Origin of the sequence: Candidatus Nitrososphaera evergladensis SR1 (genome assembly GCF_000730285.1) — an archaeon.
In the GTDB taxonomy this organism is placed as follows: domain Archaea; phylum Thermoproteota; class Nitrososphaeria; order Nitrososphaerales; family Nitrososphaeraceae; genus Nitrososphaera; species Nitrososphaera evergladensis.
Genome location: NZ_CP007174.1, coordinates 330,188 through 345,727, shown reverse-complemented (window position 1 = coordinate 345,727; position 15,540 = coordinate 330,188). Strand labels below are relative to the sequence as shown.

Annotated in this window: 14 protein-coding genes and 1 pseudogene; 8 read left to right on the top strand and 7 right to left on the bottom strand. The window is 51.0% G+C overall.

Annotation, left to right across the window (positions count from 1 at the left end):
* Nucleotide 1: 1 nt before the first annotated feature.
* Nucleotides 2-1,115, bottom strand: a pseudogene (locus tag NTE_RS01700) (RNA-guided endonuclease InsQ/TnpB family protein).
* Between the two features lie 179 nt (nt 1,116-1,294).
* Between NTE_RS01700 and cobI the strand changes: the two are divergent.
* Nucleotides 1,295-2,020 carry a precorrin-2 C(20)-methyltransferase gene (cobI, locus tag NTE_RS01695; RefSeq protein ID WP_148699455.1) on the top strand — a complete coding sequence of 242 codons (726 nt, stop codon included), beginning with the start codon at nt 1,295-1,297 and terminating at the stop codon, nt 2,018-2,020.
* Complete coding sequence (cobM, locus tag NTE_RS01690) at nt 2,007-2,819, top strand: precorrin-4 C(11)-methyltransferase (RefSeq protein ID WP_148699454.1); 813 nt, start codon at nt 2,007-2,009, stop codon at nt 2,817-2,819. Before cobI ends, cobM begins: the two co-directional genes overlap by 14 nt.
* A gap of 184 nt (nt 2,820-3,003) precedes the next feature.
* Here the strand turns inward: cobM and NTE_RS01685 are convergent, their stop codons facing one another.
* The 4 genes from NTE_RS01685 to NTE_RS01670 form a co-directional block, all read right to left on the bottom strand.
* Nucleotides 3,004-3,213, bottom strand: coding sequence for a hypothetical protein (locus NTE_RS01685; RefSeq protein ID WP_148699453.1), 210 nt, complete (start codon nt 3,211-3,213; stop codon nt 3,004-3,006).
* A gap of 22 nt (nt 3,214-3,235) precedes the next feature.
* On the bottom strand, nt 3,236-3,886 hold the full coding sequence (locus tag NTE_RS01680) for a Snf7 family protein (RefSeq protein ID WP_148699452.1): 651 nt from the start codon (nt 3,884-3,886) through the stop codon (nt 3,236-3,238).
* A 173-nt stretch (nt 3,887-4,059) separates the two neighbouring features.
* Nucleotides 4,060-5,337: a molybdopterin-binding protein gene (locus tag NTE_RS01675; protein ID WP_148699451.1), complete on the bottom strand. Its 1,278-nt coding sequence runs from the start codon at nt 5,335-5,337 to the stop codon at nt 4,060-4,062.
* A gap of 464 nt (nt 5,338-5,801) precedes the next feature.
* Nucleotides 5,802-6,098 (bottom strand): hypothetical protein, encoded by a 297-nt coding sequence (locus NTE_RS01670; protein ID WP_148699450.1) that lies wholly within the window; start codon nt 6,096-6,098, stop codon nt 5,802-5,804.
* A 32-nt stretch (nt 6,099-6,130) separates the two neighbouring features.
* On the opposite strand from NTE_RS01670, the gene NTE_RS01665 reads away from it, so the two are divergent.
* Both NTE_RS01665 and NTE_RS01660 read left to right on the top strand, forming a co-directional pair.
* The gene (locus NTE_RS01665; protein WP_148699449.1) at nt 6,131-6,748 is read left to right on the top strand and encodes a hypothetical protein; all 618 of its coding nucleotides are present in this window, start codon (nt 6,131-6,133) and stop codon (nt 6,746-6,748) included.
* A gap of 24 nt (nt 6,749-6,772) precedes the next feature.
* A complete protein-coding gene (locus NTE_RS01660; protein ID WP_148699448.1) occupies nt 6,773-7,243 on the top strand; it encodes a hypothetical protein in 471 nt (156 codons plus the stop codon).
* A 71-nt stretch (nt 7,244-7,314) separates the two neighbouring features.
* On the opposite strand, the gene NTE_RS01655 is transcribed toward NTE_RS01660, so the two are convergent.
* Together NTE_RS01655 and NTE_RS01650 are read right to left on the bottom strand one after the other, a co-directional pair.
* Nucleotides 7,315-7,902, bottom strand: a complete 588-nt coding sequence (locus NTE_RS01655; protein ID WP_148699447.1) for a hypothetical protein — start codon at nt 7,900-7,902, stop codon at nt 7,315-7,317.
* A gap of 954 nt (nt 7,903-8,856) precedes the next feature.
* Nucleotides 8,857-10,344, bottom strand: a complete 1,488-nt coding sequence (locus tag NTE_RS01650; RefSeq protein ID WP_158384974.1) for a polysaccharide deacetylase family protein — start codon at nt 10,342-10,344, stop codon at nt 8,857-8,859.
* A 260-nt stretch (nt 10,345-10,604) separates the two neighbouring features.
* Here NTE_RS01650 and NTE_RS01645 point away from each other — a divergent pair, with 260 nt between their 5' ends.
* The 4 genes from NTE_RS01645 (at nt 10,605) to NTE_RS01630 (ending at nt 15,529) form a co-directional block, all read left to right on the top strand.
* Nucleotides 10,605-10,979, top strand: coding sequence for a hypothetical protein (locus tag NTE_RS01645; protein WP_148699445.1), 375 nt, complete (start codon nt 10,605-10,607; stop codon nt 10,977-10,979).
* 27 nt (nt 10,980-11,006) lie between these two features.
* A complete protein-coding gene (gene murI / locus NTE_RS01640; protein WP_148699444.1) occupies nt 11,007-11,807 on the top strand; it encodes a glutamate racemase in 801 nt (266 codons plus the stop codon).
* A 557-nt stretch (nt 11,808-12,364) separates the two neighbouring features.
* On the top strand, nt 12,365-13,186 hold the full coding sequence (gene uppS / locus NTE_RS01635) for a polyprenyl diphosphate synthase (RefSeq protein ID WP_193354083.1): 822 nt from the start codon (nt 12,365-12,367) through the stop codon (nt 13,184-13,186).
* Between the two features lie 225 nt (nt 13,187-13,411).
* On the top strand, nt 13,412-15,529 hold the full coding sequence (locus NTE_RS01630; RefSeq protein WP_148699443.1) for a hypothetical protein: 2,118 nt from the start codon (nt 13,412-13,414) through the stop codon (nt 15,527-15,529).
* The last annotated feature ends 11 nt before the right edge of the window (nt 15,530-15,540 follow it).

Sequence of the window (15,540 nt, the reverse complement as noted above, 5' to 3'; positions counted from 1 at the left end):
ACTACCCGTGAATAAATCCACAGGCTTCCTGCTTCTTCGACTGCCGCAGTGATGCAATCTCCACAGGCGTGACTTCCCGGCGCTCCACCGGTAGTAGGCGTAAAAGTTCTATTCCATTCTGCAGGTGGTTTATAGCAGAGTTATAATCTCTGTCAAGCACCGCCCCACACTTTGGACATACATGAGTGCGCATTGCGAGTGACTTTGGAACAGGATGGCCGCATCGAGAGCAGTCAATGGAAGAGTACGCCGGTTCTACTTCTACAACGCGATTGGCTTTGTACTGCAACATGGTCTTGAACGTTGACCAGCTTGCGTCAAGTATCTTGCGTGCGAGTCTGTGGTTCTTTGTCAGGTTTGCCACTCGTAAACGCTCCAAGAATATCAGGTTATAGTGGCTGGCATAGTACATCGATGTTTTGTGCAAAAAGTCTCTGCGCTTGTTGTTTATGCGCTCGTACAGGCTGGCGAGCATGTGTTTGGCTTTCCCGTGGTTGTTGCTGCCTATCTGCCTTCTTGATGCGATGCGCCCTTCGCAATGGTTTGAGCATTCTCGACAGAAACTGGGGGTTCTCGATTACATGGTTATCTGAGTCATGAGCAAACTTGGCTATGCCAACGTCTATTCCCACAGGTTTTTTGTAGATTATGTTGGAGTATGAACTGCGCAATATTTCGCATGCCGCAATTGCGTACCATTTTCCATACTTTCTACAGACTGTTACTTGCTTGACATTAACAGGCTGACGATGGAGGAGGATCTTGATTCTTCCAACCTTGGATAATATCAGTACTCCTCTATTGTCAAGTCGAAATCCTGTCTGGTTGTACGTGAAAGCATTGTAGTCATAGTCTCTTCTGTACTTTAATTTGCCAGTAGTAACCTTTCTTGCTGCTGCCACCTGCTTTCCCACCATCTGGAGCATCTTAGAATGATAGTTCCTGAGCCAAGGGTGCTGCTCCTTTAATTCGGTTAAGGCATAGTTCATATCATATTCCGACATTGGTGGAATTGACAGAAAATAGTTGTACACCCATCTGCAGCCATTAAGTGTATGTCCCAGTACAAGCTCCTGCTCTTTTGTGGGATAGAGGCGGAACTTGTAGTTGAGCACGATATTGTTTGCTAGGTTTGTTATTATTTAAAAACAGGTGTACTGTGGGGAGAGGGTCTGGTCTGTTACGTGACTGGAACAGGATTCATCATCCCACCCGTAAACGGTGTGGGTTTTCTCTGGCTCCCGTACCCTCCATTCTGATAACTTAAATTGCAGAACTAGACTGCGTGTACCCCATGAAGCTTTACTGCGTCGGTTGCGGCCCCGGAGACCCGGAGCTTCTGACAGTCAGGGCCGTGAACCTGATAAGGGCAGCCGAGGTGATATTTGCGCCGACTGCAAGGGAGGGCAAGCCCAGCATCGCGCTTTCGGTGGTCGAACAGTATGTCGACAAGGCTGCAAAAGCAGTCAGCCTAGTTTTCCCGATGGTAAAAGACAGAGAGTCGCTCAAGGATTATTGGATCCGGAACGCCGGCGAGATTGCCTCCGCGGTCAGGTCCGGAAAAAAGGTCGTCTACCTGACGGTTGGAGACCCGGCGCTGTACAGCACGTGGATATACATACACCGCGAGCTAAAGAAAAACCACCCGGACGTCGAGGTGGAGATAGTGCCCGGTGTGACTTCGATATTTGCCATCGCAAACAAGGCCAAGATAAGCTTGGCAGAGGGCGACGAGACCGTGGCAGTCGTCCCGGCGTGCTACGACATGGAGCGCGTGAAAAGGACCGCTGCGGCATGCGACACGGTGATTTTCCTAAAGGACGGCAGGTACTTTGACAACGTGATTTCCACACTCGGCGAGGCGGGGTTCCCCGACGACGCGTCCCTTGCCATAGCGCAGGACGTCGACTCGGAAGGCGAGATCCTTGAAATGACGACGCTTGCAGAGCAGCGTGGCAGAAAAGGGCCTACAGAGAAATACTTCTCGATAATGGTGGCAAAGAAAAATGCAAGGCGATAAGAAGACGGTATACTTTGTTGGCTCCGGCCCGGGCGACCCCGAGCTTATCACGCTCAAGGCAAAAAGACTCGTCGAGCAGGCAGACGTCATCATCTACTCTGGCTCGCTTTTCAACCCAAAGAACCTAGAGTACGCCCGCAAGGATGCCGAGCTGCACGATGCGGCACTTATTGACCGGGAAAAGATCTACCAGATCCTCCGCGACAGCGCACTTGCGGGCAAGCTGGCAGTCAGGTTCCACGACGGCGACCCGGCGCTTTTCAGCACCATTCGAGAGCAGATAGACAAGCTTGAAGCTGACGGCATCGCGTGCAAGGTGGTGCCCGGCGTGACTGCGATCCTTGGCGCGGCGGCAGACTTGAAGCTAGAGTTGACTCTGCCAGGCATCACGCAGACCCTGATAATAACGAGGGCAGAGCTTCGCACGCCGGTGCCAGAGCGCGAGGCGATATCAGAGCTTGCCAAGCACGGCGCCACGATGGCCTTCTACCTGAGCGTGCACCTGATAGGCGACGTCGTGAAGGAACTGCTGAAAGGCGGCGTGTACACGGAGCAGACGCCGGCGGCAGTGGTATACCGCGCGACCTGGGAGGATGAAAAGATAATCAAGGGCACCCTTGGCGACATTGCGGAAAAAACAAAGAAGGAAAGGATAATCAAGACTGCGCTCATCATAGTCGGAGACGTGATTGCGCCCAAAAAATACGAGCACGCAAAAGTGTACGACGCCGGCTTTACGCACGGGTACAGAAAGGCAGAAGAAGGTAGCAACAAGCAAAAGCTGCAGACAACAACCTAGCGGTCAGGGGTCTTCTTTTGACCAACTGCCCAGACTTTGCGTCATGCAAGCCTGCGTCAAAAAAAGATGATGATCTTTTTTGATGGTTTAGAAAACAGAGAGCGCGCTAATTTCACAAGAAATGAAATGAAAAAAGAAAAGGGAAAAAGAGAGAGATGATTTTTTGCTTGTTTTTTGCTTGCTTTTAGGCCCTTTTTGCCCACGCCGTGACGGTTATGGTGCTTATCGCCGCGCCTGCTCCGCCACAGATCATGGCAAGGATGATGCTCTGGTCCAGCATAGGCCACATGTCCTTGAGGTACTGCCCAACCGCAGGGGTTGCAAGGTACGCCATGAAGCCTATCGCAAAGCCAATGGCTGCAAATATTCCTATTATGCCTGCTCTTGATGCCATCTCATACTCACCTACTGCTGTTTTATTGCTGCTGGTGTCCCTCCACAGACACCCTCGTGCTACCGACCGGGATTGAGGGGAACTTGTCTGTCACCCTCTGCTCTGCAACGGCGGATGCTTCCATCATTATCTGGTCGATGTCGCCGCCCGAGCCTGCGTTCAGCTCGACTCCCATGCCGCTTCCCTGCAGCGAGTCCATCATGATGCCTTGGAGCAGGTTCTGCATGTTGCCTATCTCGGCGTCCGCGCCTGGCATAAAGCGTGTGAGCCCTGACTTTAGGCCCTTTATCGAGGCCATTGCAGGGCCAAGCGCCACCATTGCGTCTCCAAGGTCGTGCACCGTGGACAGCCTCATGTTTACCTGCTCTATTGCCATCTTGGCGTTTCCAAGCGTCTTGGAGATCTTGCGCACTTCTGCAAGCTCGTTTGAGAGGACCTTTGCAGTGTCGGCGTCGTGCCTCTGCATCGCGTCCACCACCCTCCTGAACAGGGCGGCGTCCCTCTCGTTCATCTTGGTGATCATTGTGTCTAATTTTGATGTCTGCAGCTGAAGCTTGTTAACAGCCGTCTCGATCCTCGGTTTCAGCGGTCCCTGCGGTCTCAGGGACTCTTTCAGTTTATCGCTGGCCGAAGCCTTGCTCTGGTTGCTCCAGTTCTTGTCGAAGCCAGTCATGGATTGCCATGCTGTTTTTTGTTATTAATTTCGGGTGTATAATCCGGTAAACCAGCAGGTCAGCTAGCAAGCCGCGTTGTTGAGGCGCGCATGTTATAGAGGAAAAATGTAGCAAAAAGCTACATTTGTGCAAACATTGATACGGCAATAAAACGCAAATTCACACACTCAGGTCAGGGGAGAGGGTTGATCTCCCTTATGCTAAAGTTAGAGAATCCTACCGTAGCAAACTCGCTTCTTATATAGACAGAAAGCATGGGCTTTTTCGATTCGCTGCTGGCGTCTACGAGCGAGTGCACAAGTGGCAGTGCAGGATTTACCAAGGACTTGCACGGCTCCATGCCGACCCCGAAGTTCGTGCCGTTGTCTATAAACTCGGTCATTTTCTCCCACCTGCCGCCGTTCAATCCTCCAGTCATGTCGCGGTACAGTTCCAGCTTTACCTTGGTGTCGTTGTCCATGTTGCGGAGCACAAACTTGATGCCCACCCAGGTGTTCTTTGGAAGCTCGCTCCAGGGATTTACAGTCCCTACTTCGGTGTAGCCATTTGGCAGATGGTGGGCTATTTCCTTTACAAACGCCCACTTGCCACTGTCTAGCACTACACCGCCATAACCCCTGTCGTCACAGAGGTTCACGTTTTCATCGGCGTTCGTGCCGTGGTTTGTACGGGCAAATATCTCTGGCCCAGAATAGTCAACAAGCTGCGTTTCGTTTATCCTATTGACATACACGGTTATTTCCAGGTTCTCTGACCATTCCCTGACGTTGGCAGGGTCGTGCACGTACATCCGTGTAAAGTTGCCGGCCGCCGTCAGGGTGCCGTTGCCGTCGACGGTGTATGTCCCTTCACCGTGGTCGGTATCAAACCAGCTGTCGTCAGGATCAATTTCGTTGCCGATTTGCCGGGGATTGTCGTTGTCCCAGCTTGAAGACCATTCCAGCCCGCCGGCTGCAGTCGGGTACAGCTTGGTGATCCCAAACCTGTCTGTTGTCGCTGCTGCTGGCACAGGCAAAGGACTTGCCGCCTGAACGGACTGGCTCGGATCTTGGGCTTGGGAAACCGTTATGGGCATGACGTACCATTGGCGGCTCCCGTCGCTGTCTGTCGCACGCGCAACTATTTCATGGATTCCAGGCTGCAGCAGGTATGGATAATAATAGTAATGGTAGGTCCACGTTGACCAGTCACCCGGGGAGGCAGGCGTCGCAGGCTCATAGGTGGCGTTTTCGATCCGGACTTCGACCATCTTTATCGTGCTGTTGCCAAAACCCGATGCCTTGCCGTTGATGATGATGGCAGTAGTGGTGGAGTTGGACGCTATAGGCTCACCACTACTATTGTTGTTGTTTGCAGGCAGCGGATCGATAGTTATTGAAGGCGCAGCTTTTTTGCCATTTCCTTCTATCGCAGAGACGACATCATCATTTCCAATAGCTCCGCCCGTCAAAAAAAGAGACAATGCCAGCATTGCGGACAAGGCTGCAAAAACAAGCCACTTGCAGATAATGATAATATCACCAAAAGGGCCGGCAGCGTTTGCTGTGGAACCTCTCGTGCTTTTTTCATCTTCTTCTTGGCCAATACCAGCTCGGTGGTTAGCATTGCTTTTTTTGGAATGTCTTTTTACAGGCAAATTTTCTCTCCTGTTGTTTGTGGCTCATATGCGTGCGTACACGATGATGTCTCGATTGTCGGATACATGCAAGATATATCAATAAACACGTCAACGGCACAAGTGATACCGGAACTTTTTGTCATATCGGCAACTGATGAGCAAGAATTCTAGCGCGCTGCTTGTAGCTATCACGGCCGCCACATCCTGCAAGTTACTGGGCCGTAATTTTTGGTGTTGCCGAAAAATTACCCATCAGACGGCACAAAAAAAGAATGGATGGCGCATTTTTTTCTTTCTTACTTCTTTAGCGGTAGGCGCATAACTTCCTTGGTGGCTACAGAGCCCCATGCCCCCATGCCCTGGCTCTTGCCCGGCTCGGCCGGGCCAGTTATGACGCTTACCATAATCTCGCTTGCAGCCATTGGAGGCCACAGCATGGCGACATATTCGCCGGCGTTGCCGGCCTTGTCCAAGGACGCCATCTCGGTGTTCTTGAATCCTGCCGCCGCAAGCTTCTCCTTCACCGGCTCTACCAGATTGCGCTGGCCGTGCACAATCACATAGACCTTTTTAGTGCTATCTATTTGGGACATAACACACATGGATCGCGGGTAGGACTATAAACGTGTTAGTATCCCTGTCAGGGGTCATGATAGTGGCCGATTCGCACATGGCAATGGTGCTCCCAGATGATATTTCAGAGCGGATCTCTGCGTTTGTTGCAGGTAAGCGGGCTTTTCCATTCATTGAAAAAGACGAGCTTGCGTGCATCATGTACCTTTATGGCAGGTCGGCAGGGGTCAGGCATGAAGAGGTTGCCGAGGCAGCAGCGCTTGCCCAGCGCACGGCAGGGCAGGTGTCAATCGACATCGACAGCTACCTCAACAGCTCCGCCGGCAAGCTTGATTCCGAGTACATCAGGAGCAAGTACCTAAACCGGGAGCTCCAGCTTGCGGTGGAAAAAAAGAATAGCAGCGGCGCGGGCAGGCTTGCAGGCGACCCTGCAATCATTTCAGACTGCTTTGCGCAGCATGTTGCGTTTTACAAGCAGGATTATTTCTTTGGCCTGTACGGGCCGCTGAAGGAAGGCGAGCTGACAGCCGACATTCGCAGCATGCTCTTGGGCAGGATGATAATGGTGTGCTACAACAGAAAGAGCGAGCAGGAGCTTGGCTCGCATCCTCTGATACCGGTGTACGTATGGTTCAAAGAACGATTGCAGCGGCAAAGTAGCAATATATAGCGAAAGTGCGTTTTTGCGCGTGTATTGCAAGAAGAAGAGCCTCGCGCCCCGGTGGTCAGATTCTCCGAATTTCTCGGTATGGGCTATTTCGGCGACGAGCGGCAGGACGTTGTCGCGCCGATATTTGACTCTCGGCACAATGCAGAGAAAGGCTGGTCAAGGGTCATGGATATGCACGGCAATTCTCCGGCGTTTCATGCGGTGTTTGTAGAGCATCCTGCCAAGTACGAGTTTATCGCATATCCGCTTGCGATGAACCCGGCGCAAATAAACTATGTCATATACAGGTCGTTTTCAAGCCTGGCGTCCCTGCACAAGTTCAAAGAGACTCACGACGGGCGCACGTACATCAAGTTCGGCTGGCAGGACATAACAAAGCCGCAAAAGTTTGACGTGCTTGCGCAGTATGCGTTCGTAGACGCAGTAGAGTTTTTGGCAATTCAAGATGTCAAGGGCGGGACTATGGTTGACAGAATAAGGAAAAACGAGCTTTGACACAAAAGAAGGAGAAGAATATTATTATATTATTTTTTGCACGGTGGCTAATCAGACAAACAGAGGCTTCATTAGCTGTTCACGACAGAAAGGCCGCAGCCCGGCAGGCTTGCCGGCCGGATGTTGAGGAACTTTAGCAGCCCCGCTCCAGCGTCATTGCCATTGTCATTCTGACTGGGACCAAAGCCGGGATAGTAGTTTATCTGGTTGTTTGGAAGCAGCCTGCCAGCGTCATCGTGCCAAGTACCATGAATTGCAAGGTGCCTTCCTTCGTGGTATATCGTGGCCGCCCAGACAGGAGAGAATGCCGTATTTTCGGCAACGTTTGCCCACCCATCCGCTGTTCTAGCGCGCTCGGCTCCAAAGCGCATGGAAATGTAATCCGTAAACTGTTTTTCAAGCGATTGCGGGTACACAAAGATGTAGAGCTCTTCAATATTTCCCGCCTTTTCCTGCGCGGCCTTGCGAAGTGCAGGCACTGTCACCTTCTCTATATATTGAAAAGTGTTTGTCCCTTTTTTGACCAGCCCGTCGATGCACGTCACGTCATAATCCCTTGGAAAATACTGCTTGTTGCCTTCAACATCCGGGAGCAGCATTCCCTTTTTTATCAGCTCTGCGGAACACCCGCTGTCGTCAGAGATCACTAAAACGTTCATGTGCTGCTCGGGTGCTCTGCAAGAATATGCAGCCGGCAGATTATTGATGACAATAATAATCGCAGCAATCACACCAACCAATGTCGTCGTGATTGCTCTTGCGTACACAAGACACAGGTTCCATCCTGCATACAAAAGAAACTGGACTTGTTCTGCAACAATATCTGAGAAGAATTCCCTATAATAATGCGTAACATGAAATTATGTGTGTACATTTGGCACATTATTGATGTCTCTTCTAGCAGAAGATGTGCAAGCTTTGCAAAGAAGAAGAAGGGTTAGGCCCGCCCAGCTGAAGCGTGACACACTGGGCGGGAGGTGATTTGAGACTTGCTGGTAGATGCCAATATGCCAGACTTCCTGGAAATTAGGCAAGCCTAATTAGGTTAGCCTAATATTTAAACGGTCCTTCGATTGGCGTTATGGAGAATATACACACTTGAGATTCAGAGAAAAATCGCCTAGGCTCCAGAATATTGCGGCACCTAATTGCATGACAGGTCGGTACAAGATTGAAGCAGGTGTTTGTGTTTTTCCTTAAGGTAGAGGATGCCCTTTAGAAGGTCTTGTGCCTGTTGGTCAGTCAACATCGACAGAAACTGCCTGTCGATGCCATGTTCCGTTAGCAGGGCTCTGTCATGAATATTCTGCGGCAGTTTTGCTGACATCATCCACAACAAGAACTAATAGTTAGATATATCAAAGTATAGTGTGAATATCATGTATATTCCCCTATAATAGCGAAAAATAGAATAAAGCTATATAGTTTCTATACTATAAAGGGGGACTCAAAAGGCATTGCCGCAAGCGTGGCGGCGTCCAAAGCTTATGCGAGCCGCAGTGTATGTTTTTAGCATCGCTCGAGTGTGTGTATATGTGCCTGTGAAAAAAATCTTATTCATTCGCGCATAGGCACACACACACATATCATCATCCCTCGTTGCGGCTACTATATTATTGCGTGACGTTGACTGGGACGTACACCCAAGTTTGTTTCCCCTCGATATCAGTCGCTTTGGCAATGATGTCGACGGTTCCGGGTGCTGACGGCATCTGGACAGTTTCCGTCCAGTCCTCAAAGTTGTTGTCAGTAGACGCAGCGCGGTACGACGAATCAGTTGTCCGCACTTCTACCGATTTTATTGCAGTGTCATCAAACGCCCTGCCCGTGACCGTAACCTCCGAGTTTACCGAAAACGACGACCCGGGGCTCGGGGTCAGGACGCTCTCGTAAGGCTTTGACTTGTCAGGTATGGTCGAAAGGTCAGGATGGTTATCCTCAAGCGCTTGCTCAAAGCCTGCAAAGGAGAAGCCTGCGTCTCTGGCGCTCTTGATAAACTGCTCCAACCGCAGCATCGCCACGGGGTTTACTTCATTCTGCACTTCTGTACCCTTGTATTGCGTAAAGTCCTGCGGGTGCAGTGTGAGAACTGCGTACCCCTTGTCCCGTATGTCCGCGCTGACAGCGGAAACAATCTCGTTAAGGGGACGGAGGACCTTCACCTCTCCAACCTGCTCTGCAAAATTTATCGTCTGCGGCATGTGCGCAATGTTGGGATAGAGTGGCGATTCTTTTGGAGCCGCCGGGAAAAGGTCGGTTTCGTCGGAGCTTATGATAGTCATCCCAAGCTGATCCATGGCGCTTAGCGTATTTTCGCTAAAGTTGTTGTAGGGCGTGACAAAGATGTCAGAATCCTTGCCAAGGACGTCTACAAGTTTGGCCTTGGCCTTCTCCAGAGTGCTTTTCTGCTCTTCAAGGGAAAGGGTAGCATAGTCGACATGGTCCCAGCCGTGGATAGAGTATTCAAACAAGCCTGCATCTCCGCCTTCCCGGACTTTTGATACTATTGCAGAGTCATTGCCAAAATCTTTCATTATGATCGCAGTAGACGTATGCACATGGTTAGAGATCAGGCGGTTCAGGAGGGCAAGCTGCACGTCTCTGACCCATTCATCCTGCACGTCGTCCAAACGCATTACGATGCAATTGCAGCGGTCGCCATCGTTGCCGCTGCTGCTGCCGCCGCCATCATTACTACCATTCCCGCTACTACTATTGTTAGTGCTGCTGTCTCTGTCTCTGTCATCGTTATTATTATCGTCATCATCGTCATTATTGCCTCTTCTGCCTCTGTCATCATTGCCGCCGCCGTTGTCGTCGTCATCGCTGTTACTACTATTTCTACCACCGCTGTGTCTGCTACCGTCGTCATCGCGTTCGTCATCATGCCTGTCAGTCCTATTATCATCATCGTTGTTAGAATGATCATGCCCATTATCATGCATCTTGGCAATGTCGGCCACTGAACCAAGGGCGCTGCCAACTACTTTATGCACGACATTGCCGGCCCGGTCAAGGTTTTTGTCCGCCGGTCTCTGTGCAAACGCGCTGGGCATGGCCGCACTCATGGCAATCAGGGCAAACATTGCAAAGGCAAGCAAGCGGCGGGAGCCAAGCACACGGGAAAAAGGCGCAGACTTTACTAGCGTTGTTAACGGTGACAGGAATTTTAGAGCAAAACTGCTAAGAATAGGTCTAGAAGACATCGATTCCTGCTGTTCTTATTAGAAGGTAGATAACTGTATATTGTTCACCAAAAATGAAATTATCAGAAGAGTTTCCCACACCTAACTCTAGTAGAATGTCATATAGATCTGGGAAAAATCTTATCTAGATCCCGGAAAGCCGAGATCACTGCATCATGCAGCAGCAAAAGGAGATATGCCATGCGATAGCCAGGCTGCATGAGAACATACTTGCAGTGTTTTTTGTACAGGACGGGGCGATAGTGGAATGGAGGGCCCGGCCCGGCATCAGGATGCCCGGGTCTCATGAGATGGAGGGCGTGATGATGCAGAGGTTTATCATGATGTCGCTGGCAAAGAATCATGAAACGTTCCTTGGCAGGCTGCACTATGTCGCAGGCCGGTACGACGATTCGGACGTTCTGCTGTTTGACCATGGCAGGGACGAAAAGTCCATGCTCGTGGTGAGGGTAAAGAGGCCCTACAGGATGGAGGTGCTTGCAAAAAAGGTCTCCGGCATACTGCGGTCTAGAAAAGAGAACCTACAATAACCCCACAAGGCACGTACAAACCACCCATTGACCAACAACCCCGTGGCGGTTTTCGACTCTGGCATAGGCTCGCTTTCCATAATACGCGAGCTGAAAAAGGCGGTGCCTGCCGAGGACCTGCTGTACTTTGCCGACAGGGCGCACTTTCCCTACGGAAACAAGTCGCACCAACAGCTCTTGGAGATAACGGTCAATACGATAAACTACCTGAAGCGCTACAAGCCCAAGCTCGTGGTCATGGCGTCAAACACTCCAAGCGTACAGGTGCTTGAGGAAGTCAAAAAGAGGGTCGGCGGGATGCCGATAATCGGCGTGCGGCCGCCCCTCAAGGAGGCCGTGCGGCTGACCAAGAAAAAACACATCGGGATCATGGCGACTGCCGGGACAATAAACAGCAAAGAGCTTGAAAACCAGATCCGGCGCGAGGTCCCGCAGCACATACTTGTCACAAAATTCAACGCGTCTCCCATAGTCGAGCTCGTGGAAAACGGCGTGCACCTTGAAAACGAGCGCAGGACGTTTGACGTGGTGTCAAGGGTGCTTGGCGACGGCGTGGACGAAAAGATAGACGTCATGACCCTGTCAAGCACGCACCTGCCGTTTGTGAAAAGTTATCTCAACGCGCTCCTTCCCACCGTCAGGTTTGTTGACCCTGCCCAGATGGTCGCAAAAGACGTGAGAAAGTTTCTGAGCTTTTACAGGATGGCAAAAAAGAGCGGCAGCGGCAGATTGCAGATCCTTGTCTCTGACGGCAAGCGCGAGTTTGAAAAGTCCATTCGGGCCATGGGCGTGAGAGAGCCCGTAGAAGAAGTGTTTTTGACGTTTTAACAACCAATATTTTGGTAGGTTAAGGCAAAATTAATTGAAGCGTCCACAAAGCTGACTATTGCTTTCATTAAACGACATAGCAAGCAAGTGATGCGAAACGAAAGCCCAGAGCCTCAGCCAGCAAAAAGCGGATAACGAGGAAAAAATTGCTGAAGCAAGAGAAGAAAAGACGCAGGTGACGCAGGGAAAAACGATAAAGCAGAAGAAAAGAGCGGGGAGGGAGATAACACAACTAGCTGGCTATGCGTGGGCGGCATGAGCCTGCGCTTGCACAATGGTGCAACGCGGGCCAGTTGCAACCATGCTGCCTGCGATGAGGGATATCTGGAGAAATGCTTTCAGTCGTGCTGTTGATAGCAGCAGCCAAAGCGTGACGACGTGAATCGAGAAAACTAGCAAAAAAGGTGCGCCGGCCCGTATGACGTGCATTGGGCGGGCCGTGCAAGCATCTGAACATATCCCATCATTATCATCATCATTGTTCCTAATTATGGTCCAGTCCTCCTGAATATTGAAATATAGAGGCACAGAATTCCACAGGTGAGTGTGTATTATAGATGGGCCTAAGCGAGGATTTTGATAGGGGAGGGAGAGCCGTGATGGATGGCCTGCTCCACGCAAGCCGCATCTATTCCTATTATGAGCGCAGGCTGGAAAACGAGATATTGAGCCAGCCCCTGCCAAACCACATCGCAATAATCCTTGACGGCAACAGGAGGTGGGCCCGCTACCATTTCCTTGACACGGAAATGGGTCACGCCCACGGCGCAGACAGGGCAGAGGATCTGCTCAACTGGATACACGATATTGGCGTCAGGATAACCACCCTTTACATCCTTTCAAACGAGAACCTGGAGCGAGATGACGAAGAACTCGAAAACATTTACAGGCTGCTTGAGGTCAAGCTGAACAGGCTGTACAATGACGAGAGGATACACAGGCGCCAGATGAAGATAAAGGCAATAGGCGACAAGCACAGGCTCCCCCGCAGCCTGCAGGAGATACTGGGCAAGCTTGAAGAAGCGACTGCAGAGTACGAAAAGATGTTTCTCAACATCGCAGTTGCGTACGGCGGCCAGAAGGAACTTGTGGATGCCGTGAAAAAGATTGCAGGCATGGCCAAGAACAACGAGATAAAGATAGAAGACATCAATGAAAAAACAATAGAGGCGTGTCTCTACACGTCTCACCTGCCCCAGTCGTCGCCTGACCTTATCCTGAGGACTTCGGGCGAAAAGCGCCTGAGCGGGTTTTTGATATGGCAGAGCGCCTACAGCGAGCTCATGTTCATGGACGTTTTCTGGCCAGAGTTTCGCAAGATAGACCTTATGCGCGCGATCAGGACGTACCAGCGCAGAGTACGCCGGTACGGAAAGTAAGAGACTCTGCGATAGCAGCAGAGAGACGGAGTCTTTTAGCGATGATGTAAAAAAAGCGACGAAAAGACTTTTTGCCTTACATGCTGTTGTTGAGATGATACTTTACGCCAGATGAGGCGACATTAGTGCACGTCGCTCTCATATAATATTTGTAGGTAATAAGAGTTGAGTTTTACCTTCCATAATCTCTTTAAGTTATCTTTTTCCTGATGCGCAAGGGTAAGGATGAATCTTTATTCAGACGCAAGGAAGGTAGCAGTAGAATATACGTTAGTGGCGGGGGTGCTGTTGTTGCTAATTGTTGGCTATGCGGCGTATCCTCTGATAGGCGCTGCACAGGCCGCCACGTCAGAGAGCCTCACCATAAACGCGTTTTCCCTGCCAGATGGCGACGCGGTCAGCGTATTGGTGGAGATCCGGGCTGGAGGCAACCTGATAAAGTCGGGATTTGCCCCGCTGACCATTGCAGCACAAGCCGGCACGATATACACCATCAAGGTAAGTAACAGCCAGAGCTATGCATTTGACCACTGGCAGGATGGCAGCAAGAGCAATACCAAGGCGATATTGCTTTCAGAAGATACTACGCTGGCGGCCTTTTTCAAAAAGGTCTCCATGCCTCCAAACCTTACTGTAAATGCTATGACGCCAAATGGCGAAGAGCTCCACATGTGGACGACTGTCAGGTCGGGCTTGCAAACTGTAGGCTCTGGGCTGACGCCCTTTACATTTAGTGGGGCGCCGGGCAGAACGTACCAGCTGACAGTTGGAAACCAGGAGGCCGAAAGTGCTTCTCTTGGCGAAGGAGCCGCGTCGCTCTCTGGACCCGCGCCAATCAGCATCATCTTCAATCACTGGCAAGACAACAACGACAGAAGCAGGACGCGCGACATCACCTTGCCGGCCGACGGGTCATCTCTGAATCTCCTAGGAGTATACAACAAAGGCGACAGGGTTACGCTTGAAGACCTTGGAGTATTGCAGCTTGTATCCCACGACCTGTACAACACCATCCGCGATGGGCCAAACCCGGGAAGCATTGAAGACGAGAGGCTGAACCTAAGTACATTGCTTGACCATGGAGAGGACCAGATAATTCTGGGCGGCGAGCCAAGGAACAGCGAGAACATTGCGCTTCACACGGTGGCGGTAAAGCTAGGCAAGATGTACCTTGACCTCGTGATAGACAAGAAGATGAGTCCGGAAGCTGCAAGAGCACAGACCGTCCAAGTCTACCTGCAGATGGTGGCAAAAGCCTATGAAGACACGTTCCACGAGCCATTTCCTGATGCGGCGCCTAGCGAGCATGAAGTGCAGGAGAACGGAGAGGAGAACCTTACAGGCGATCTTTCACTGAGGGCCATCCACTCGTACGTCCCGGGCCACATCATGGTAAATGGAGTCGACACGATGATACTTGACCCATCGCTCAGAGGAAAAACGCTATCTGATGAGGACATGCAGCAGCTGTCAAAGCCGCTTGATGGGACGTTTGACCCCGTGTTCAGAAACGTCACCATATTCCTGCCTCCTCCCAACCCGCCGCCAAACCTCTTCACCATAGACCTCTTTGAAAGGGACAGCAGCTTTGCAAAGCAGTTTGGGACAGACGTCTCGTTTGAGGAGTTTATGGGCGAGCTCAAGGACGGCCGGTTTGACGAGAATGAGAAGGTGATGTTCTATCTGAGAGAGGACATTGCCAATGGGCTGATGCCTCCCGAAGAAGAGGGAGAACAGGAAGGAGGAGACGATAACGCTGCTGTCGCTGCGCAGGAAGCCATTGCAGGCAATGCAACTGCAGCGGTATCCAACACGACAGCCGTCGCGTCAGGGAGTACGGCTGGAGGCAGCATGCTGCAGCCTCCTCCTATTACTGCTGCTGCATCCACACCTGCGGCGCATAATGGGACCGGGACGGTGCAGGAGGAAAAGCCGACGCAAGCAACGCAGAATAGCAATAATGGTAATGATGACAACAACGACAGCAACGATGACGAGCAAGAACAAGCAGATGATGACAATTCGGGTGAAAAAGAGGAGAAGCATTGGTCAGCAAGTGACGGAGATCGGAATGAACACAATGATGATGACGATGAAGAGAGGGATAGTAATAAGGGGGATGATAATAATAATGGTGGCGGAGATGAGCATGAGGAGGGAGACGGGAATGGACGAGACGACAGGCATGATCATCAACATGATAATAATAACAATGATGATGACGACAGACGAAATCGCCAGTCGGAACGCCACAACGATGATGACGATGAAGACGGCTCTAGATGGAGTAGGCACCATCATCTACTAGAGGACACAATCGAGAAAATAATACAACAGGAATAGAGAAACCAGCT